This is a genomic window from Acutalibacter sp. 1XD8-36 (genome assembly GCF_009917525.1).
Lineage (GTDB): Bacteria > Bacillota > Clostridia > Oscillospirales > Acutalibacteraceae > Acutalibacter.
Genome location: NZ_QZDU01000002.1, coordinates 61,264 through 82,217, shown reverse-complemented (window position 1 = coordinate 82,217; position 20,954 = coordinate 61,264). Strand labels below are relative to the sequence as shown.

Below are 20,954 nucleotides of genomic sequence, written 5' to 3'. Positions count from 1 at the left end.
CCGTGGCTCTTTAAGAGTCACGGTAGTTTTTAATTGTCCGATTTAGTGGCGGTCCGTGATGGTAATGCGGTGTCAAACCTTCCATGCTCCTTTAGGGGTGAAGTCCGTACTTCCCACTTCTAGGGTCTATGTACCCCCTCCCCAGGTTTACTAGGGGGGATTATCTGGTATGGCATGTCTTGCAGACCTAGAGAAACTGTGCTATACTATAAGAAAAAATTTCAAAAACAGAGGAGCGGTCAGAATGCAGGAATTTTTCATTCCCAGCGACGGAATCAAACTTCACGTCAAGCTGGAAAAACCTCAGAACACGGAAAAATGCCCCCTGGCTATTGTGATACACGGCTTCACAGGACATATGGAAGAGCGTCATATCGTGGAAGTGTCCCAGGCCATGAACGAGATGGGTATAGCCACACTGCGGGTGGAGATGTACGGTCACGGCAAAAGTGAGGGCCGCTTTGAGGACCACACCCTCTACAAATGGGTCACCGGCGCGCTGGCGGTGGTGGACTACGCCAAGACCCTGGAATTCGTTGACAGCCTGTACCTCTGCGGCCACTCCCAGGGCGGGCTGCTGACCATGCTGGTGGCGGGCATGAAGCGCGACGACTTCAAGGCCATCATCCCCCTGGCCCCGGCCTGGATGATTCCGGACGGTGCGCGTCAGGGGAATCTGGTCGGGCAGAGTTTCGACCCAGAGCATATCCCGGACATGATAGAGTTCGGGGGATTAAAGCTCAATGGCAACTACATCCGCGTGGCCCAGACCATCCATGTGGAGGACGAAATCCAGCGCTACACCAGTCCGGTGCTCATCGTGCAGGGCGATGCGGACGAAGCCGTACCTCTGCAGTATGCCCGGCGCGCGGCGGAGCTTTACGCCAATGCCAAGCTGGTAATCGTGCCGGGAGACACCCACTGCTATGACCACCATCTGGAAATGGTGACCGGTGCTGTACGGGATTTTCTCGCGGAGCACAAATGAAGGGAAACCCTGCGGGGCAGGAGTTTTACGAGGGGCCTATAAAATGGCACATCCAACTTGCGGCGCTGTTCTCCCGGACAGCGCCGTATTTTTTTGCCCGGAATGTAGCAAGTCTCTGCCAGAGAACACATCAAATACTCTTGCCTCGGACAAGCCTGCCAAGGAAAAGAAATCACGAAAAAGGCCCCACAAGGAGAAGTCTGTCCCTGAAAAGTGTGCCAAGACCGAGCCGCCCCCAGAGGACAATTACGACGGCTACTACGATGACCGTAAATGCTTTTTCTGTATTTTTTACCAGGATTTGCAAAGCATGGCTTCATAGAGCCTCCCCCAATTCCTCCTGCAGCTGATTCAGGAACGCTCCTGCCGCCCGGGAGTGCACCTGATATTTTTTCCACACAATGAATAGTTCTGCCTCCAAGGAGGGTGACAGAGGCCTGAAACACAGCTCGCTGTCCCCGGTGGTGTTGATGATTTTATCCAAAGCGATTACATAGCCAAAGCGGCGCTTGGCAAACTGGGCGGCATTATAGAGAAGGTCATAGGTAGCAACAATGTTCAGCTTGGAAGTGTCCCGCTTCAGCCAGGCAAACTCCGCGCCAGCGGGGTTGTTCTGGTGGGAGACAATCAGCGGCTTGTCCCACAAATCTTTGGGACAGATACTCTCCTTTTCAGCCAGTGGGGCGTCCTTGTGCATGAGGACGCCCCAAGTGTCCTTTATGGGCAGTTTAATATAGCCGTAGTCTGAGGTGTCCGCGCCGATTAGCAGACCAAAGTCAATGAGCCCCTTGTCCAGCTTTTCCTTGACCAGCATCCCGGCCCCGCTATAGATGTGGAAATGGACCATGGGGTATTTTTCCTGTAAGTCCTGGGCAGTCTTTGCCAGAAAAGAAATCCCCTCTGTCTCCCCGCAGCCGATGTGTATATCCCCGGCAATTCCCTCCTGTGGGGAGGTCAGCTCGGCTTTCGTCTTTTCCATCAGGTCTATCAGCTCTTCTGCCCGCTTGCGCAAAAGCATACCATCCTCAGTAAGGGCGATTTTTTTGCCTCGTACCAGCAGCTGTTTGCCCAGCTCCTCCTCCAAGTCCTTCAGCTGCCGGGAGAGGGGAGGCTGAGTCATATTCAGGCTTTCGGCGGCTTTGGTGATGCTCTCCTCCCGGGCCACCGCCAGGAAGTATTGCAGTACGCGGATGTCCATTTCCTTCCTCCTCTATCTGTTTTCACCATACAGTATAGCAGAATTTGCCATACCTTTCAAGTATGAGAGTCAATTCAAAATGTGTATTTGATATTTGCTCTCATGTGTACTATACTGTATTTGCAAGGCACCGGCGGACGCTGCCGGATGGGATGCACAGGGAGCAAAAGCGCATAGACTGTCTGGATTATCTGGTCTACACTATCCGGTGTTCAAAATAAAGAGGAGGAGAACCCCATGAATCAAAACAAAAATCTCGTCTTGAAAATCGCCCTGCTGTCCACCTGCCTGGTGTCCGCCTCGCTGAATGCCGTCACCGGTCTTGTGCCGGAGATGGCGGCGGCCTTTCCCAGGGTGTCCCTGTCCGCCATTGAGCTGATTGCTACCGTGCCCTCCCTGTTCCAGATGGCGGGCGTGCTGGGCGAGCAGTTTATCGCCAAAAAACTGGGCCACAAGGGGGCCATGCTGCTGGGGCTGGCGTTCTGCGCCGTGGGCGGCATCATCCCCATTTTCCTGCCGCTGTTCCCGGTGATTCTTGTCACCCGCTGCTTCTTCGGCACGGGCTGCGGACTGCTCATGTCCTCTTTGCTGACGCTGATTGTCCACTTCTTTGATGGTCAGACTCGCAGCACCATGATTGGCCTGAACGGCGGCATATCTGGCCTGGGCAGCGCGGCGGCTACCTTTGCGGCGGGCCAGCTGCTGGTATTTGGCTGGAACGTGTCCTTCTCCGTGTACTTCCTGGGGTTCGCGGTCATGGCCCTGGTTCTGGTGTTCGTACCAAAGGCGGAGGGTACAGTAACAGCTCCCGCTGAACCGGTAGAAAAGAAAGCCGGTAAACTGCCGCTGGGCTTGTGGGGCCTGGGACTGCTCATGTTCGTCTCCGTTATGCTGGCGACTGTGTACGTCATCAAGGCTTCCACCCTCATTACCGATTACGGCTACGGCACCGCCAAGGAGGGCAGTCTGGCTATTACTTTCCTGTCACTGGGCTCCTTTGCCGCAGGGCTGACCTACGGCAAACTCCGGGCAAAGCTGGGCAGCCTCACCCTGGCGCTGGCATTTGGAATTTGCGTGCTAGGCTTTCTCATGGGCGGCTTTGCCAACAGTCTGCTGCCTGTATGGACCGGGGCATTTCTGCTGGGCTATGGGTATTTGATTTTCATGCCCTTCATTCAGGAACAAGCCTCCCGAAGCTACGGCGATTACGGTGGAACCGCCACCAATCTGGTGCTGGTGTTCCAGAGCGTGGGGGCCTTTGTCACCCCCTGGCTGGGCAATCTGTTCGGGTTGGTGAGCGAAGATTTGAAGGTGCAGTTCTTCATGACCGCCGCCTGCTTTGTCCTGCTGAGTGCCGGGGCCCTTTGGCAGACGGTGAAATCCACAAAGCGGAATCATGCAAGCAAAGCTGCAAACGCATAAATAATGACAGAGTGAGGAGTGTCTATGAATCAAAGAATCTTATCCCTCCTGTTGTCTGTTCTCCTGCTGCTGACATGCTCAGCCTGCGCGGCAGCAGAATCCCCGGAGGACAGCGTTACAAGCCTGACAGTTCCAAGTACTTCAGAGGAAAACAGCCCGGTGGAAAGCCAAGCCGTAACCATTTCAAAAGGGGACACCTTTACAGACGTTGCCCCCGGCGACTGGTATTATACCGCCGTGGAATACTGTCGGGAAAACGGCCTGATGTCCGGCAAAGGAAACGGAAAGTTCACTCCAAATGACAACATGACCCGCGCCGAGCTGGCAACGGTGCTGTACCGCCATGCAAAAAGCCCCGCCGTCATGGTAAACCCCACCTTTACAGACGTGAAGCCGGACGCCTGGTACACGAAAGCCGTGGCCTGGGCCCAGGAAAACCGCATTATTTCCGGCTATGGAAACGGCAAATTCGGCACCAACGACAATGTGCGCCGGGAAGATATCGCCACGATTTTCTGGCGCTATGCTGGCAGCCCGGAGGTGGGCAAGGACGCGGGATTCTCCGATATGTCCGAGGTCAGCGGCTACGCTCTTGAGGCCGTGGACTGGGCGCAGGCCAACGGTATTATCAGCGGGAAAGGGAATAACAGCTTTGACCCTAAGGGCTATGTCACGCGAGCGGAGGTGGCAACTATGCTGATGAACTATTCTAAATACGATACGAACATGCCGCCCAGCCCCGGCCCGGACAGCGCAAAGATACTGGTGGCATACTTCTCCGCTACTGGCAACACCCGCCCCCTGGCTGGGTATGCCGCGGAGCACCTGGGTGCGGAAATTTACGAGATTACACCCCAGGAGCCTTACACCGAGGATGACTTGGCATACTACACCGACTGCCGCGCCGACCGAGAGCAGAAGGACCCTGATGCCCGGCCCGCCATCTCCGGAGGCGTGGAAGACATGGGCCAGTATGACGTGGTGTTCATCGGCTACCCCATCTGGCACGGGCAGGCCCCGCGCATTATCAGCACCTTTTTGGAGAGTTATGACTTTGCCGACAAGACTATCGTACCCTTCTGTACCTCCGGCAGTAGCCCCATCGGCTCCAGCGCCACAAATTTGTATGAGCTTACAGGAGGTGCAAAGTGGCTGGACGGAAAACGGTTCAGCTCCGGCACCAGCAGAGAAGAAATCGAAAGCTGGATAGACAGCCTGGATTTGCCAGATACTGTCCCTGCCCTTCCCTACGATGGTACCTTCCCCCAGCATGAGCCTATGGGTACAGGCGTCGGCGCTATGCCGGGCCGGGTGGTCTGGGTTCACGACCCAGATTCCGTAAGCTGGGACGGCAGCGGCTATTGGTGGGAGCTCTCCCATTTTGACGAAGCGGCCATACAGAAGATGGTGGATGAGAGCATTGCCCAGCTGGGCGGCAAGACGACCCCACAGGAGGGCTGGCAGGCGCTGTTCGCCTATAAGAGCGAGGGCGGTTATAAATCCGGGGAGAGGATAGCCATCAAGGCCAACATCAACGGTTCGGCGGTGATGGACGATGACACCTCCGGCGAGACCGCCATGAGCTACACTAACCCGGTACTGCTCAAAGCCCTACTGACATCTCTGGTGCGGGAGGCGGGGGTGGCTCCGTATGATATTACGGTGTATGATGTGTCCCGGCTGTTCCCCAATTACATGGTCGAAATGTGTACGCAGGGCAATCTGCGGGGTGTGAGCTTTGTGGGCCGCAACAATGGCGTAGCAGACGAAAATGCGCCTGTAATTTGGTCGCAAGAGTTCAGCGGCCGGGTGAACTACCTACCCACCTGCGTGACAGAGGCCGAGTACGTTATCAACCTTGCCAATCTCAAGGGCCACAGCTACGGTATCACCCTGTGTGGCAAGAACCACTTCGGCAGCTTCATCAACGGCAACGCTATGCGCCCGCCGGAAGGGGCCAACCTCCACCAGTGGCTGACCCGGGATGAGATGGGCATTTACAGCCCACTTGTGGATCTGATGTCTAACGCGGATTTGGGCGGCAAGACAGTGCTCTATATGCTGGACGCGCTGATTTGCGCCCCCAGCGAGGGGTCCTCTATTACGAAAGAGAATGCTGCATGGCAGCAGGAGCCTTTTAATGGTGGCTATACGGCCAGCGTGTTTGTCAGCCAGGACCCGGTGGCGATTGACAGTGTAGGCGCAGATTTTCTTAGCAACGAACCTACTGTTACAAGCTATAACCGGGCTGCCGCAAGCGTGAATAACGAGAACTATCTGCATGAGGCCGGGCTGGTGGGGAATGCGCCTTCCGGCACCGCTTATACGGACAGTCGGGGGCATAGAGCCACAAACCTGGGCGTACATGAGCATTGGAATAACAGCACGGAGAAAAAGTATGGCCGGAATCTCGGGAAGCGTGAAGGAATTGAGCTGGTGAAGGTTAGTGAATGAATTGCAAAATCCTGCAGGTGTTTGTTAAGCATATCAAAATAAAATCTGAGAGTATAAAAAGTTCCTCAACAAAAATTGTTGAGGAACTTTTTCGCATCAATGAGTTTTTCAACTTGTTATGCGCTTTTGGAGCATAATGGCGGGCCTTTAGCCCGTTGCTTGTTCGGAGGAAAGGAGCCTGCCATACATGAAACAAGTTACCCCAGCGCCCGTTGTGCTCGAGCAAAATAGAACGGCCTCAGCCAGGTGCTTGTGCCGAAGGCTGAGCTGCCCATAGCCGTACCATTATGCTCAGGAAATCTGCGCACTGAACAAATAGATATAACTGCCGTTTGCCGGTCCCTCTGGGAATACCTCGGCAGTCCAGTATTTCTCCGGGTATGGGATAGGAACATTTTGCCCCAAGATGGTATTTCTGGTTACATCGTACATAGCGTCGGAGTCAAAACCCTCTCGCTGGTGCATGGCATTCTGGTCTCCGGCAAAAACCGCATACGCGAACTGGGATAAATAGGGCTGTCCGGGCTGGCGGTTATCCTCAGGCGCAAACTCGATAGCCTCAAACCCTTCCGGTACCGGAGTATTTGCTGCCATAAACCGGCCCCAAAGTTTGTGAGGTGGTTCGACATCAACACCCTTTGATCTGTGGTGAATAAAAAGGATATCCCGGTCGAAACCACTGTGGTATCCCGATAGGAGGTCCAAGGTGCGGAACAGCTCCTCCAATTCTTCCGAGTCCATGGAGAAGTCTTTTTCTTTCCCAATAAAGCGCATGGCAGGCAGCTTTTTATATTCAAAGGACACCATCCTAAACCCTTTTTGCTGCTGCTGGACCAGGTCCGGCATAAAAATCGCCCACTGAACGGCACTGTCGCAGTCGCTCAAAAAATTTATATAGCCATAAGGCTGCACCCAATCGGTCCCGAAATGCCCGGTTTGGCCTCCCGCAAAAAGTTCTCGGGTTTCTCGAACGCGCAGGGCTGTAAAATCTGAAAAACCGATGTCACAGCTTCCCGCAACGCATCCGTATTGGTGTTGCCATGTAATTTATCATCAAACCGATCTAAGGCCTCAAATACCGGCGGGTTGACCATACCGGACGGTTTTCAGGCTGGCAAGTACCTCCCTTAAGAGTGCATTCTGAGCCAAAAACTTGCCGAAGATATCGTTCAAAAGCAAGTTTTTGTTTTCTTCAAATTCCTGTGAGCTCCATCCTTCGGACTCTAAAAGCCATCTGGTCAGCTCGTCAAAAACATCCGGATTTACCGACCTGGCTTTTTGGGCCCATTGGACAATACACTGGTATTTTTCCTAGTCCGTTCCGGTTTCAAGCAGGCTGGTATCAAGCCAGTGAAAGTGAAAAGTTTTCACTTTTCTCCTCCTGGGACATATACACTTATTTTACCGTATTATAACATTTAAGAGAAAGGGATGTCAATGGAACCGGTAGAGTGCAAACCAAGCATAATTGTATGGACAACTAATTAAATTTAGGAGAATCAAGGCCCTGGAGTGCTGCCTGCACAGACAACATAACAATACACATCAACGAGTGAACGATGAAATTCTTCGCCAGATGCTAAACATTCTGGAAGGTAAAAGTACGAGGCTTTCGCCGCACCTTTCCATGTGAGGCTGCTTGAAAAGGAAGGAGACCCGCCGGAAAATGTAGATACGGTAGTCCAGTTAGATATCACGGTAATCTGTGATAAATTCAAGCTGGACCAGCGGGGATGCAAAAATAACATTAATTGTATAGAAAGATAAATGAGGAAAAGGAGTAGTTAGGTTTGAAAGACATACTTGCTCAATAACCAAAGAAAAGTTTCGGAACTGTGTTCCGAAACTTGGCGACTTGGCCGTTAGGCCAATGTCAGCATAAGCGCATAGCTTTGGCACCCCCTGGGGGAATCGAACCCTCAACTAGCCCTTAGGAGTTTCATGGACACATTATACCGGTAGTATCGGCAGGTCCCCCATAAACCCACTCAGCCCTAGATACTACTGACACAAGTGAACCTCCAAGTGCCTTCTTGTTACACGATCGTGCCTGCTAATATTTGGTACTGTTTTTGAGTCGTATTAGCAGATTATTGCAAAAATCGGGCATTTCCGAAAGGGATAACTGAGCGTTCAACTCGTTATCTCGGCCAATTGGGGCGGCTTTCCGAAGAAAGCCGCCATCGCATTTGAATAGAAAAATCTTACTAACTTTATAAAGGAGACCCCACCATGAAATGCCTGCAAAAATACAACTGGGTGAAGCTGCCCAGAAGCGCCCTGCCCACCGGCAAGGGCATCATGGGAGCCTGTATGCGACTTGCCAGCCGCGCGGCGTTCCGTAAGGGCGTGGCCTCCTATTGCGGCTATGAGAACGCTGTGGAGCCGGGAATGTGGGCCGGTGGCGTTGTGGGTCTAAAGAGTATATTAGGTGTCAGGAACCGCGCCAAGGCTCTGGAAACGCTGGATAAGCTGTCCCAGCTCGGCTATCTAACATATGAGCTGGACAAAGAGACCAAGAAGTTGACCTATCAAATCACCGATTGGGTAGTCAAGTGTTCCGGCAAGGAATGTATGAATGGGGCGGTCTACACTACGGATGGGTACGGCTTTCTCTGCTTGCCCAGAGACGATTTGTAAAGGACTTTTTAATCAAATTCACAGAAAATTCAAAAATGGCAGTCTCTCAATCTATACTACTTCCAGCATTTTCCCTTGATTTTTCTGTGTCCTCTGCATATAATAAGAGTAGGGAAATCCCTACTTTCCATATTTCAGAAAGGTGGTGTAAAATCATGTTAGCAAATACGTTTGTAGACAACGCAAAAGTCATGGCAAAGGGGCAGATTACAATTCCAAAAGATATTCGGGAAGTTCTCGGCGTGGCAAGCGGCGATCGCATTACGTTTATCGTTGAGGGAAACACCGTCCGTATTGTCAATTCTGCTGTCTACGCTATGCAGGTGCTTCAAAAAGAGATGGCTGGAGAAGCAGAACGCGCTGGTCTGACCTCCGATGATGATGTCATGGCACTTGTGAAAGAATTGAGAAATGAGGATGAGAACGCATGAGAGTTTTGATTGATACCAATGTCCTGATTTCTGCCGCCCTAAGTGCAAACGGCATCCCTTTTCAGGCGTATGTAAAAGCGGCATCCTATCCTCATCATGGGCTGATCTGTGAGCAGAATGTGGACGAAATGAAGCGGATATTTAACAAAAAATTTCCGAATCGACTTGCATCTCTGGATAAATTTCTTTCCGTTGCGCTCCTGACTTTGGAACTGGTTCCGGTTCCGACAGAGGAAAATATTTCAGAGAAACAAATCCGTGATGTAAATGACCGCCCGATTCTTCGGGCAGCCATAGAAGCAAAGGCCGATATTTTACTAACCGGCGATAAAGACTTTTTAGAATCCGGCGTGAAAAATCTAATGATTATGACACCGGCTGAATTTCTCCAATACTGAAACGGCGCGGAGCCGGGAACCTATGAGACGGTTTCCGGCTCCGCATTTTTACATCTGCTCAACCTCATTTTTCAGCATACGCTTAATCTTGTCGCTCATGGTTTCCTTGCTGGTTTCGCTGAAATGTACCCGGACAACATAAGTCGTTTTCCCGATCTTCTTTACCAGTGCGGGCGCATCCTTTTGTTCTGCGCCGATTTTGGGTGATGCTGTCATTTCAGGGGCGTTTTTCATATTGCTCATAGGGTCATATACTCCTTTCCCGGATGCCCCGCCGGTGGCGGCGGGGAAATGCTCCAATCTGTCGGTTTCCAGTTTCATTTTTGGGATATAATCCCCTTTGCCGCCGCTTTGGTAGTCTCGGCGTTTTCCTCCCGGAAGTTCTTCCCGTCAAAGAGGATCGGGGCGCACCGTTCCAATATGCGGTCATAGATGCGCGCATGGGCCAGATCGGGCGGGTTCTTGATTTCTTCCAGTTTCAAATTCGTTGTGATAATCATGGGTTTCCGGCTGCGGTAGCGGCAGTCGATCACATGGAACATCTGCTCCATCGCGTACTCGGTATTCCGCTCCACGCCCAGATCGTCAATGATCAACAGGTCATACATTCCCAGACTGGCGATAAAGTCCGCCCTGTCCTCGGAAAACATACCGGTCAGCCGGTTCAGGATAGAGGGAAAGTTCGTCATCAGCACCGGAATATCCCGGTCAAGCAGGGCGTTGGCGATACAACCGGCGAAAAAGGATTTCCCCGTCCCCACATCCCCGAAAAGGAGAAGCCCGGTATTGTCCTGATATGCCTGTTTCCAGTTGTCTGCATAGGCGTGGGCTTTCTTCATCAGCGGATTCTGCCCGTTGTCATTGGCAAAAGTGTAGTCATACAGATAGCGGTCTTGAAGCCCCTGCGCCCGCCTGCGCTTCCGGGTAATACTTTTGAACTGCAGGCGCATGGGCGAGATTTTCAGCCAGCTTGCAAAGGTAGAGATAATGTTGAACTGTTCCTCATCTGAGCGCAGCATAAAGTTAATGGGCTCAATCTCCAGAATCTTCAGGTAGCGCCCGTCCGTGGTCTCCACCACGCCGTGCTCGATTTTTCTCACCGGCAGGAACCCCTGCGCGGTGAGCTTTCTTTGCTTTTCTCGTTTTCTTTGGGTCATGGCGGCCAACTCTCTTCATGTGAATTTTTCTTCTGCTCCCGGCAAACATCATGACATGGCCCAGGTACTGGAACAGGGAATCGCCGTCAATACCCATGACAGCCAGCACTCCCAGGGGGAGCAGGGTCACGGTCATGACGACGATTTTGATGGTGCCGGTCACAGGGAGCCACATCAGTTCCGGGTAGCCTGCCAGGATCAACAGGAAACCGGCTTCTAAGGTGTTCCGCAGCTCCAGCATCCCGCCAAAAATTTTGCCTGAGTCCGTGTAGTTTGCGGGAATAGCGAACACGTTATTGTAAGGTTTTTCGTCCATATTCATCTTCCTAGTCTATAGATTTGGGCCGTTGTTTTGAACCGGCCCAGCCGCAGGGCTTCATTGTGGTCGGGAACGTAGATGTCCACCCGATGGATGTCGTTCTCAATCCCAGAGCCGCCCCGGTCCTCCACGGTATACAGCACGCCGTTTATCTTGATTTGCGTGCCGAAAGGGTAGTGGCTGGACATGGCGACCATGCCCTGGCTGACTCGTTTGCCGCTGGCGGTGATACCGGCGGCATTCTCGCCGCAGCATAAAGTGCAGGCACAGTAGTGGGTGACATCCACCTCCAAAGTGGAGATTGGCGTTCCCACTTCAGTCCCGCCGCCAGATACAGGTGCATCAAAATCAACGCCAGAAGGCCGGCGCAGTGACAGGCCCGCCTCATAGCTGGGGGTGTTGAGAATCACGCCCTCGCCGCCGGAGGAGTGTACCCACATCCGCTGCCCGTTCTCGCCGTAGCCCGCGAACATGAGAACGTGGGTCCAGTCCTCCCGGCCGCCGAGAAACCCCAGGTCTCCCGGCTGAAGCTCAGCTGCTGAAACCGCAAAGGAGTTATCCCATTGGCTCCAGTTCGTCCCATACAGGCTCATTCCTACAGCAGTTTTGTAAATCCAATCTGTGAACCCGGAGCAGTCCAGGCCAAAGGGCTGGATGGTGCCGCTGGTATGGTCTCCTGCCGCCGTGACCAGCCGGGGCGTGTTCCAGGCGTCGTTCCAGCCAGCCTCGGACTTGCCGCCCCAGAAGTAGGGGACCTTGCCCACTAGGGACAGGGCCGTACTCAGGATGTGCTTGCGCATATCCGAACAGCGCTGGCTGTTGACAAAGGCAATAAGCGCCTCGTCTGTCAGCGGGACCGATGACCCGGCTACCACTGAGCCGTACATGGTACGCTTGAGGGCGTTCGCCATATTCTCAATGGCCTGCCGGTAGGTAATGCCAAACTCGCCGTAGGGAGCCTCCAAATCCAGACCAAAGGCCGTGGCGATAACGGAGGTGTCGAACTGGTGGATAGTGCATTTCACATACTTAACTGTCACAGAGCTGGGCGCTGGGGTTGCTCCCGGTGGTGGGGAAGGGGCCGGAGTCCCTTGTGCCTCCTGCTCCACAGTTCCCTCACCATCTTTCGTGACGGGGAACATGGCCCCAGTGACGGCGTTCAGCTTGGCGGTCAGGTCGGCCTTACTGGTGTCTTTCTGCTCCATGGAGGCCGAGTACGCCGCCAGAATGTAGCACACATCATATCCCGCCGAACTATGGGCATAGTTGCTGAGCGCATCCATGGAGAGCTGGTAATCATAGCCGCCGGAGGTGATGATGTCCTCCACCTCGGCCAACGCCTGATTGTACCCGTCATCCACCGCCTGGTCCACCACTTCAGCCATCTCGTTATATGTACTCAGCAGTGTTGCGCCGTCTATGGGCTGAACGCCGTCCAACCCGAAAATGCCGTTGCTCACGATACTGGGCAGGGACACGATAAGTACAATGATGATGAGCAAGCCTAGGCAGGCGCACACCAGCACCTTGAACAGCGCGTGGCGGCTGGCCCATGCCGCTGCCAGCAGCGCTCCCCAGGGCCCAGCCGCCGAGCCTGCCGCGACCTCCGCAGCAGCGCCGCCTGACGCTTGCGCCGTGGCGATTGCCGTATTTGCAGCTTGCGCAGCAGTCTGCGCTCCTTGGCTGGCGGCCTTCACCTGCTTTGCGGCCTCCACAAGTTTCCCGGCGGCTTGGCCGAAATCGTCTTGGCCGTCCCCAATCTGCTGTTTGACTGGCTCACTCAATAGGCAGCACTCCCTTCAAATAAAAATACCGGCTGGAGTATCCAACCGGCTCAATGTTTACGTCTAGGTGATTTGATTTCCGTCAGAGGCCGCGCCTGGGGCACGGCATACCGTGTAGGCTGGTTCCTGTAGCGGACAGTTGCGACCTGCGTGGTTCTTAGCTTGTCCCCGTCGTAAACCGGCTTGCCGTTCTCATACACCGGTTTGCGCTCCACGCTGGCCTCGCCCGGGACAGCGTACCACTGGCCGCCTTTCACGTCCTCGTAGACCTTGTAATCCCCACGGGGAGCGGCATAGCGGGTGGTGTCAAAGAACATAGTCCCCGAACCGTTCTCATGCCGGACCTCGAAGTGCCCGTCCTGCCGGGTGGAGCCGTCCACATTGACGGCCTTCTGCTCGAAACCGGGCATGAACGCCTGGAACTGGGCCTGGTTGTATGCCAAAGCGGGCTCGCCGGGCTCGAACTCCGGAGCTTGAGCGTTCTGCTGCATGGCGTACCAGTCCACGCCGTTTGCGGACTGGACGATGGAGTGGGGAGCGTCCGGCTCGTCATAATAGGCCGAGTTGTACCAGAGGGTATTGCCCTCTGGCGTGCTGGCCTCCATGACCCCCTCGCCTACTGTGCGCAGACGTGTACCGGCTTCTATGTTGGGGAAGGTCTCAGCCATTTGCAATGCCTCGCTGAGACTGCCAGAGAAAGCTGGCGCATCGAAGAACGCCCCTGCGCCAGCGCCGCTTGCTATCTGATACCACTGGCTCCCATCCGAGGCGGTCACCACCGAATGGGGCCCGCTGGGGGCCTCATACTGCGCTGCGCTAAACATGGCGACTTCGGCGGACTTCCCGTCCGCGCCCACCGCCGTAGTGCTGATTTGCCCGCCGCTGATGGTTGTGCCGCTGAGCTGATACCCGCCCATTTGCGGGATATAATTGCCCAAACTCCGGTCGGCAATCTCGCCGCCAATGGAGCCGGAAACACCGGGCTGGCGGCTTGCCACCGAGCTGATGGACTCCCCGGTAAGCGTCGCGCCGTTCCGGGCTGCCATGCCCCCAAAGGCACGGCCCACAAAGCCCATGCCTCCCCCTGCACCCATAGGTGTGCCGCCAGCGACCACCGCGTCCCGGACATAGCTGTTTCCCTTGAACTTGTTGGCAAAGCCAGCAGCAAATCCGCTGCCGGGCGTACCAGCAGCCGTGCTTGCGGTAGACCAGCCGCCAGAGCCGGGGGAGTGAAATGTCCTGCCAGCGCTTTTGGCTCCGCTGGCTGCACCACTTAGGACGCGGGCTGCCATAAGCATTTCCATGCCCATGCTGCTGCCTGTTTGGGCCACATTCAGTCCGAGGCTGGCAAGATAGCTGTCAAACCGCTGGGCGGTCTTGAGGAAGGCCAGGGCGCAGAACAGCCAGAGGAAAATGCTGCCGTTCCCGTTGCTCAAAGCGCCCCCATTGCCAATGAACTGCCCCACCGAGGTACTGAAACCTCTTAGGAACCAGACGTTCATGGTCAATAAGATGAGCTGTGAGCCCACCATCCGGCACCAGCTTTTGAACACCTGGGACGTAGCTTTTGACGCTCCCATGGAGTAGGCCAGCGGCGAGGTATAGCAGAGCACACCTACCACCACATAACGCTCCACGGTTTCCAGCAGGAGCTTGAAGTAGTTCCAGCCCAGGGCAATCAGCAGGATAAGAATGAGCAGCAGGCCAATAACCGAGGTTATTGCTACAAAGGACGCTATACCGTTGCTCAGAGTCTCCTCCACTCCGGCGAAGGTAAAATCCTCCCCGGTCATGGCAATGTCCAGCAGCGCTGTGTAAGGCGCTCTGGCCATATCCAGAGTGATAAGAAAAATGGGCTTTGCGTAGGCAATCAGGACTGCGAACAGACTGCCGCGGGCGATGAGAGTCAGCGGGTTCTCGGCCTCCGTGATTGGCCCGCCAAATACCCGGAAGAGCTGCCAGACGGTGATAAGAAACAGTACGGCCCAGGAGCAATACTGCATCACGGTGAATGCCTTGGTCACAAAGGGGAAATATTCCTCCATGGCGGTCATGTCCGTGCCCAGGGCGTCCAGGAACAGCCCCGAAACGGTGTCCATAAGCTCTGACGCTACACCCGCAACCCACTTGACAATGCCCTCAAAAATCCAATCGAGCATTTTTCTGCCTCCTTACGTCCCGGTATAGTTGCCTCCGGCGATGAGCGGCTGAAGGTAGGTAACGATGAACCCCAGGGAGTTCAGCACAATCCAGGTGATGACAATGCGCTTGAGCCAGCTGGTGGCCTCATCTACCGAGCGCTGATTCCGAGAAACCATCCGCACCAGCAGGGCGATAGCTGCGGCCGTGACTGCCACGATGGTGCTGATGGTCACCAGCTGGCCGTAGAAGTCCTTCATGATTGTGGAGAACCGGGTCCAGATGGTAGTCGCCAGCACGGGCTGCAGAGATACCATGACTGCTGTGCCAGCCCCCACCAGCGACCAGTAGGCTGTTGCAAGCCTCTGGCCTTTCTTCTTTGGTTTTGTCATTTTTGCCTCCTTTGAGATTTTATTGATGTTTTGCAAAGCAAAACGCAGAGAGTTAGCCGTTTTGCGGCTAACTCTTGGGCAAACAAAAAAGCCGCCCTGAGTTTCCTCAGAGTGGCTTTTATCGCTGCCCCCAATTTGGTACGATACAATCCTAGCACATTTCCTTTTTCAAGTCAATGGCTATAGGTCGGCAAAATTTAGGCAATTTGTTTTCACAATAAGAATATAATAACAAACCCTATTGAATACTCTCCAGAAATGTAAGCATCTCCAGCCAGAAATCCACATCCGCTGCTGGAGCAGACCACAATCGAATGGAAAGAACTGTAATGGCCTGCTCACGAAAACGGTAATACTGCCGGGAGGACAGATTCAGCCGGTAGAGCAGTTCCTTGTGCCGGAGCGTCTCGGGACCTATGTAGGTCAAATAAATCAATCGGTAAAGCTCCATGCCGTTTTTAGGCTTTTGCTTGAGGACAGTCAGCGCCTCATTTACCCTGTCCAGCAGCAGCCGGGACTTCTTGGCACCCTCCAGCTGATTCTCCAGCTTGCGATTGCCCATGGCAAGCTGCAGATCCATTTGCTCAAGCAGCTCGTCCACATCCGAGAACGGCCTGTCCAGCTCCTCTGCAACGGTCTCGGGGAAGCACTCCATCACCCAGACCAGTGTGCGGTAGTTCTGCAAAAGCAGAAGGGTGTTGTGGTAGCTGTCACGGTCTTTCTTCTGCCGGGCGGCGCGAATCTTCTCGTTGGTGACCTTGGGATTAGCCAAAATTCCACGCTGGGTCAAAAGGTTGATAAAAGCCTGGGATTTCTCCGCAAGCTGGGCCTCTTGCAGCTCGTATGTCATCTTTTCGTTTGGGTTCTGCATAGTCAAAAAACTCCTTTGGCGATTTTGAAAGGTTAATGGGCGCAGTACACCCACTTCTCTCGTGGTTCTCCACAACTGTAGGATTAGTCGTACACGAACATTCCTTGCAGTCATAAGTACAATGCTTCCAACTCTTAGGTGAAGAAATATACGCGCGTATTATAGGGGCCGAAACCGCAACGCGATTTTCTGAGTGCGCTTCAGCGCGGGTGCTCCTGGCAGGGGAATTCAACTTCCTGCTGAACCAGGCCACCAGCTTTCCAAAGCGCGACTGCCCCACGTTTCCCTTGTGCGTATTCGCGCCAAGAAAGGCGGACTCTGACCGCCATGTGGCTATGGTGCGCCGCGAGCTGGAATCAGAGGAGAACGCCCAGAGCAAATCTCTGGGCGAGGGCTACATACGGCTCATTAAAGACGTTGGCAGCCGGGAGGCCCTGACCCGCCGGTTTTTTCTGATTTTCCAGTATGAGGAGCTACGCCGGGGAGATTCCCAGGACGTGGGGCAGGTATACAGCGCCCTGCAGACCGCTGAGCAGAACGCCCGGGCTTACTTCCTCCAATGTGGGAACTCTATCATTCAGCCCGCTGACCCGGACGAGGCCACTGCCGAGATTCTCTACATGTTCTTTAACCGGCAGAGCTGCGTGGACGAGCCATTCAGCGCAAGGGTCAACCGGGTGGTGCTGGACGCAATGGCGGCCAGAGGCAAGGTGATTGGCATTGACCTAACCCATTTTAACTATACCGTCATGGACGGTCTGTACTATGCCTTTCTATATATAAGGGGCAACGGCTATCCGGGAGCGGTTCGGGCAGGGTGGATGTCATCTCTTATCAACGCCGGTGAGGGCATTGACGTAGATGTACATCTGCGCCGGGAGAACCGAAGTCGCACCATTGACAAGGTAGCCCAGCGCATACGCCTGAACCGCACGAAACTGCGGAGTATGCAGGACACCAGCACGGACTATGAGGAGCTGACAAACTCCATCCAGGCCGGGTACTTCATCAAGCAGGGCATTGCCAACAACAACGAAGACTTGTTCTATATGTCCGTATTCGTCACGGTTTCGGCCCGGACTTATGAAGAACTGCTCTGGCGCAAGCAGCAGATGGTAGATATGCTGAAATCTATGGATATGCAAGTCAGTGATTGCCGGTTTCAGCAGGAGGCGGCTCTTAATTCAGTCCTGCCATTCCTGAAGCTGGATAGCTCTCTTGAGCGCAAGTCCCAGAGAAATGTACTGACCAGCGGAGCGGCATCCACCTATATGTTCACCAGCTTTGAGATGTCCGACGATACCGGGGTGCTGCTGGGAGTCAACCGGCACAACAATTCCCTGTGTATCGTTGACCTGTTCGACACCCGCAAGAATAAGAACGCCAACCTGAATCTCCTGGGCACCAGCGGCGCGGGCAAAACCTTTACCCTCCAGCTGCTGGCTCTCAGAATGAGGATGCGAGGGATTCAATGCTACATCCTGGCGCCCATAAAGGGCCACGAGTTCCGGCGGGCCTGCAATCGTATCGGCGGGCAGTACATCAAGATAGCGCCCGGCTCGCCCCACTGCATCAATGTGATGGAGATTCGGCACACGGTTTCCCCGGAGATGGAGCTGATTGACGGTGACAGCGGCGAGGAGGACTCCATGCTGGCACGGAAAATCCAGCAGCTCATGATTTTCTTTTCCCTGCTTATCCCGGATATGTCCAACGAGGAGGAGCAGATGCTGGATGAGGCGCTTATCAAGACCTACGCCGACTTTGGTATCACTCATGACAATGTCAGCCTCTATATCGACAGCAAGGCCACTCCGCCCAAGATGAAGAAAATGCCCATCCTGGGCGACCTCCACAAGAATCTGCTGGAGAATCCCTTGACTAAGAGAGTGGCCATTATTGTCAGCCGGTTTGTAACCGGTTCGGCACAGTCATTTAACCAGCAGACCAATGTTGATTTGAGTAACAAGTACATCGTTCTTGACCTGTCCGAACTCAAGGGCAAGCTGCTCCCTGTGGGCATGATGATTGCCCTTGATTACGTCTGGGACAACGTGAAGGCTGACCGCACCAAAAAGAAAGCCATCATGATTGACGAGATCTGGCAGCTGGTGGGGGCCTCGTCCAACCGGCAGGCCGCGGACTTCTGCCTGACCATCTTCAAGACCATCCGGGGCTTTGGCGGCGCGGCTATCTCAGCCACACAGGACCTCTCGGACTTTTTCAGTTTGGAAGATGGCAAGTATGGCCGGGCTATCATCAACAACTCCAAGAACAAGATAATCCTGAACCTGGAGCCGGACGAAGCCCGGTATGTCCAGGAGGTGCTGAAGCTCACAAAGACCGAGACACGCTCCATAACCCGGTTCGAGCGAGGCGAGGCGCTGGTGCACTCAAACAACAATAAGGTGCCGGTGGTCATCAAGGCTTCCCGGGAGGAGCAGGAGATGATTACCACCGATAGGGCGGAACTGGAGGCGATATTGAGAGAGAAACAGCGATATGCGCACAACGCGGGGAATGAGTAATGCGTAAAGCGTATTTCTCGGAAAATGTGTATTGGTGCTGGAAATGCGTATAAAGCCGAGAAATGGGCCTAATTTGCATGGTGAAATAGGCATATTTGGGGTAAAAACATGAGAAAACCATAAAAAGCGCATTTTGGGTGAAATGAGTATTTACCTGAAAATGCGCATAGAAAGGCCCCGGAACACCCGGAGCCTTTCGTTACTTGTCACCATAATGTCCGCGGCAATGGGCAATATAGATTCGCCCGTCTTCCATATGGTAAACAAGTCGGTCCTTCTCATTGATACGCCGGCTGAACTCGCCCTGCAGATTGTCTTTTAAGGGCTCAGGATTCCCAATTCCGTCCATACAGCCGTTGCGCTCAATGTCCTGAATGAGCTGGTTGATGCGTTTCAGTGTCTTTTTGTCCTGAGCCTGCCAGTAAAGGTAGTCTGCCCAGGCGTCGTCCGACCAGATTTTTTCACTCATCCTCCACCTCAATCAGGTCATGGGGCTGCCCTTTCCCTTCCCGCAGCTCGCGGACGGATTTCATTAGGTACGCCTGATTTTCCTCGCTGTAGAAGGGGTCGGGGCCTTGGGTGATGTCAAAGGGGATGCGCCGTTCCCGCAGCACAGCCTTGACAAAAAGGTTGATGGCGGTGGAGGTGTTCAGCCCCACATTGGAGCAAAAAGCGTCAAAAGCGGCTTTATCCTGTGCATCCACGCGGGCTGTGATGGTTGCTTGTGACATTGCGAAAAGCTCCTTTCATTGCTCGATATATTACTATTATAACGCTATTGTATGCAAATAGCAAGCATTTGTGAGAAAAAGGAGGTGATGCCCATGCTGCTTGCCGACGAGCAGTATGTGGTACAGTGGTTGAGCCAATACGGGGCTTTACCCCGAACGCAACTGCTCAAAATGTTAAGGAAACCGCCGGGAACGGCTGAGAAAATGCTGAAGAACCTACGCCGCCGGGGACAAATCGAGGATATCTCCGGCGGTTACTATGTAGGCCTTGACCCCATGTGCAAGCCAGACCAGCGGACGATCCTGGCGGTGTGGGTGCTGCTGAAGTTCTTTGACCAGGTTGGGCCTATGGACCACTATCCAGCAATCTATCCGTCACAAATCTTCTTCCTCAAAGAGAACGTGGGGTATGAGATTGTGGTGCTGTATGAGAGTGAGCAGAGTCTCCTCCGGCTTTTGCAGCCCCAGGAGGACTTGAAGTACATCATCGTCCTACCACATATCTCCATGGCGGAGGGGTTGCGGCTCCCCAGAGCACCCTGTCTGTTTGCAACGGTGGAGTTCCAGGGCAAGGAAGAGCCAGAAGTCAGATTTTATTCGTGAGGTAAAGAGATGAAAAAGAATTTTTCATCTCTCCAAGTTTTGCTTTGCAAAACTTTTGAAATCAGATGAAAGGAAGAAATATGAGCATATTTCTTGAAGTTTTGGCCCAAGCGGAGGCCAAACTAAATCAGATGGCCCAGCAGATGGAAAATATCCGCTGGATGGCTGAAAATGGCCGGTACGAGGCGGCTCTGGAACACGCGCTGCAGCTGGAATACAACTCGGAGCGGCTGACGCTGCTGACCCGGGCGCTGCCGGGGTACACCGGTAACCCCCTTGCAAAGGCTCATGTGGATCAGGCGGTTAAGGAGGCTGTCCCGGTGGAGATCGGGTACACGGCAGAGGGGTGGTTTTCTCTTCGCTTGCCGCTGCTGCTCCCAAAGAAGTCTCAGGGTTCAGCCGACTACATCCGTGGCTGTATTTACCCAGCCATGCGGCGGTTCTTTCAGGATAAGCCGCCTGTACGCTATCCCGATTGTGTCCTGATTTTCCGGCACGTCTACAGCCGGGACAGACCCGAACGCCAGTGGAGAGACCACGACAATCTAGACGTCAACATCGTGAGTGACATTGTGGCCCTCTATACCCTGCCGGACGACAGCCCCGGTGTATGCAATCATTTCTATTGCAGCGCTGCTGGGGATAAGGAGCGCACCGAGGTATATGTGGTCCCAAAAGATGATTTCCAGAAATGGCTGGCAGTCGAGAAATCTATGTCCGGCGATGGCGTGGCGCTGTCAAAAAACTGCGGGATTCAGTCAGAAAAGCATATGTAAAAATGGGCCTTTTATAAGGGCACAGGAATTACACAAGTCAACGACAACGTAAAAAAGTCGGATTTCCGGGTTTCCTCCTTGAGAAAAATCGGAGTTTGTCCGACTGAGAGAGTTCGGCCCATG

21 protein-coding genes are annotated in these 20,954 nt (G+C 53.9%); 10 read left to right on the top strand and 11 right to left on the bottom strand.

The genetic code is table 11. The features are described 5' to 3' along the window. The first annotated feature begins 244 nt into the window (after nucleotides 1-244). Complete coding sequence (locus tag D5270_RS03885) at nucleotides 245-988, top strand: alpha/beta hydrolase (RefSeq protein ID WP_166542859.1); 744 nt, start codon at nucleotides 245-247, stop codon at nucleotides 986-988. Between the two features lie 43 nt (nucleotides 989-1,031). Then, on the top strand, nucleotides 1,032-1,310 hold the full coding sequence (locus D5270_RS03880) for a hypothetical protein (RefSeq protein WP_166542858.1): 279 nt from the start codon (nucleotides 1,032-1,034) through the stop codon (nucleotides 1,308-1,310). On the opposite strand, the gene D5270_RS03875 is transcribed toward D5270_RS03880, so the two are convergent. Continuing rightward, nucleotides 1,305-2,186, bottom strand: a complete 882-nt coding sequence (locus D5270_RS03875) for a LysR family transcriptional regulator (RefSeq protein ID WP_166542857.1) — start codon at nucleotides 2,184-2,186, stop codon at nucleotides 1,305-1,307. The two genes, D5270_RS03880 and D5270_RS03875, sit on opposite strands and share 6 nt — an antisense overlap. Before the next feature lie 237 nt (nucleotides 2,187-2,423). Between D5270_RS03875 and D5270_RS03870 the strand changes: the two genes are divergently transcribed. Next, nucleotides 2,424-3,608 (top strand): MFS transporter, encoded by a 1,185-nt coding sequence (locus D5270_RS03870; RefSeq protein ID WP_166542856.1) that lies wholly within the window; start codon nucleotides 2,424-2,426, stop codon nucleotides 3,606-3,608. A gap of 24 nt (nucleotides 3,609-3,632) precedes the next feature. Further along, on the top strand, nucleotides 3,633-6,062 hold the full coding sequence (locus D5270_RS03865; protein ID WP_166542855.1) for a flavodoxin: 2,430 nt from the start codon (nucleotides 3,633-3,635) through the stop codon (nucleotides 6,060-6,062). Between the two features lie 291 nt (nucleotides 6,063-6,353). Here D5270_RS03865 and D5270_RS16565 read toward each other — a convergent pair whose 3' ends face one another. Next, the gene (locus D5270_RS16565; protein ID WP_207709292.1) at nucleotides 6,354-6,947 is read right to left on the bottom strand and encodes a hypothetical protein; all 594 of its coding nucleotides are present in this window, start codon (nucleotides 6,945-6,947) and stop codon (nucleotides 6,354-6,356) included. Between the two features lie 1,347 nt (nucleotides 6,948-8,294). On the opposite strand from D5270_RS16565, the gene D5270_RS03855 reads away from it, so the two are divergent. The 3 genes from D5270_RS03855 (at nucleotide 8,295) to D5270_RS03845 (ending at nucleotide 9,531) form a co-directional block, all read left to right on the top strand. Beyond that, a complete protein-coding gene (locus tag D5270_RS03855) occupies nucleotides 8,295-8,702 on the top strand; it encodes a hypothetical protein (protein ID WP_243150131.1) in 408 nt (135 codons plus the stop codon). A gap of 155 nt (nucleotides 8,703-8,857) precedes the next feature. After that, the gene (locus D5270_RS03850) at nucleotides 8,858-9,133 is read left to right on the top strand and encodes an AbrB/MazE/SpoVT family DNA-binding domain-containing protein (protein WP_166542853.1); all 276 of its coding nucleotides are present in this window, start codon (nucleotides 8,858-8,860) and stop codon (nucleotides 9,131-9,133) included. Next, entirely contained in the window at nucleotides 9,130-9,531 is a 402-nt protein-coding gene (locus D5270_RS03845) for a putative toxin-antitoxin system toxin component, PIN family (protein ID WP_166542852.1), read from the top strand. Before D5270_RS03850 ends, D5270_RS03845 begins: the two co-directional genes overlap by 4 nt. Before the next feature lie 48 nt (nucleotides 9,532-9,579). Here D5270_RS03845 and D5270_RS03840 read toward each other — a convergent pair whose 3' ends face one another. The 7 genes from D5270_RS03840 to D5270_RS03815 form a co-directional block, all read right to left on the bottom strand. Then, entirely contained in the window at nucleotides 9,580-9,747 is a 168-nt protein-coding gene (locus D5270_RS03840) for a transposon-encoded TnpW family protein (RefSeq protein ID WP_166543313.1), read from the bottom strand. 101 nt (nucleotides 9,748-9,848) lie between these two features. After that, nucleotides 9,849-10,631, bottom strand: coding sequence for an ATP-binding protein (locus tag D5270_RS03835; RefSeq protein ID WP_330587376.1), 783 nt, complete (start codon nucleotides 10,629-10,631; stop codon nucleotides 9,849-9,851). Further along, the gene (locus D5270_RS16560; RefSeq protein ID WP_207709291.1) at nucleotides 10,564-11,004 is read right to left on the bottom strand and encodes a hypothetical protein; all 441 of its coding nucleotides are present in this window, start codon (nucleotides 11,002-11,004) and stop codon (nucleotides 10,564-10,566) included. The genes D5270_RS03835 and D5270_RS16560 overlap by 68 nt, the downstream gene beginning before the upstream one ends. A 2-nt stretch (nucleotides 11,005-11,006) precedes the next feature. Next, complete coding sequence (locus tag D5270_RS03830; RefSeq protein WP_166542850.1) at nucleotides 11,007-12,791, bottom strand: C40 family peptidase; 1,785 nt, start codon at nucleotides 12,789-12,791, stop codon at nucleotides 11,007-11,009. A gap of 50 nt (nucleotides 12,792-12,841) precedes the next feature. After that, on the bottom strand, nucleotides 12,842-14,950 hold the full coding sequence (locus D5270_RS03825; RefSeq protein WP_166542849.1) for a hypothetical protein: 2,109 nt from the start codon (nucleotides 14,948-14,950) through the stop codon (nucleotides 12,842-12,844). A gap of 12 nt (nucleotides 14,951-14,962) precedes the next feature. Next, entirely contained in the window at nucleotides 14,963-15,322 is a 360-nt protein-coding gene (locus D5270_RS03820) for a hypothetical protein (RefSeq protein WP_166542848.1), read from the bottom strand. A 238-nt stretch (nucleotides 15,323-15,560) separates the two neighbouring features. Continuing rightward, nucleotides 15,561-16,193 (bottom strand): hypothetical protein, encoded by a 633-nt coding sequence (locus D5270_RS03815; RefSeq protein WP_166542847.1) that lies wholly within the window; start codon nucleotides 16,191-16,193, stop codon nucleotides 15,561-15,563. 209 nt (nucleotides 16,194-16,402) lie between these two features. Between D5270_RS03815 and D5270_RS03810 the strand changes: the two genes are divergently transcribed. After that, a complete protein-coding gene (locus D5270_RS03810) occupies nucleotides 16,403-18,721 on the top strand; it encodes a VirB4 family type IV secretion system protein (protein ID WP_330587374.1) in 2,319 nt (772 codons plus the stop codon). A gap of 199 nt (nucleotides 18,722-18,920) precedes the next feature. On the opposite strand, the gene D5270_RS03805 is transcribed toward D5270_RS03810, so the two are convergent. Together D5270_RS03805 and D5270_RS03800 are read right to left on the bottom strand one after the other, a co-directional pair. Next, entirely contained in the window at nucleotides 18,921-19,190 is a 270-nt protein-coding gene (locus D5270_RS03805) for a Txe/YoeB family addiction module toxin (RefSeq protein ID WP_166542846.1), read from the bottom strand. Further along, a complete protein-coding gene (locus D5270_RS03800) occupies nucleotides 19,183-19,452 on the bottom strand; it encodes a type II toxin-antitoxin system RelB/DinJ family antitoxin (protein ID WP_166542845.1) in 270 nt (89 codons plus the stop codon). Before D5270_RS03800 ends, D5270_RS03805 begins: the two co-directional genes overlap by 8 nt. Before the next feature lie 51 nt (nucleotides 19,453-19,503). On the opposite strand from D5270_RS03800, the gene D5270_RS03795 reads away from it, so the two are divergent. Next, nucleotides 19,504-20,055 carry a DUF5697 family protein gene (locus D5270_RS03795; RefSeq protein WP_330587373.1) on the top strand — a complete coding sequence of 184 codons (552 nt, stop codon included), beginning with the start codon at nucleotides 19,504-19,506 and terminating at the stop codon, nucleotides 20,053-20,055. A gap of 80 nt (nucleotides 20,056-20,135) precedes the next feature. Further along, a complete protein-coding gene (locus D5270_RS03790; protein ID WP_207709290.1) occupies nucleotides 20,136-20,831 on the top strand; it encodes a DUF6100 family protein in 696 nt (231 codons plus the stop codon). Nucleotides 20,832-20,954: the final 123 nt, after the last annotated feature.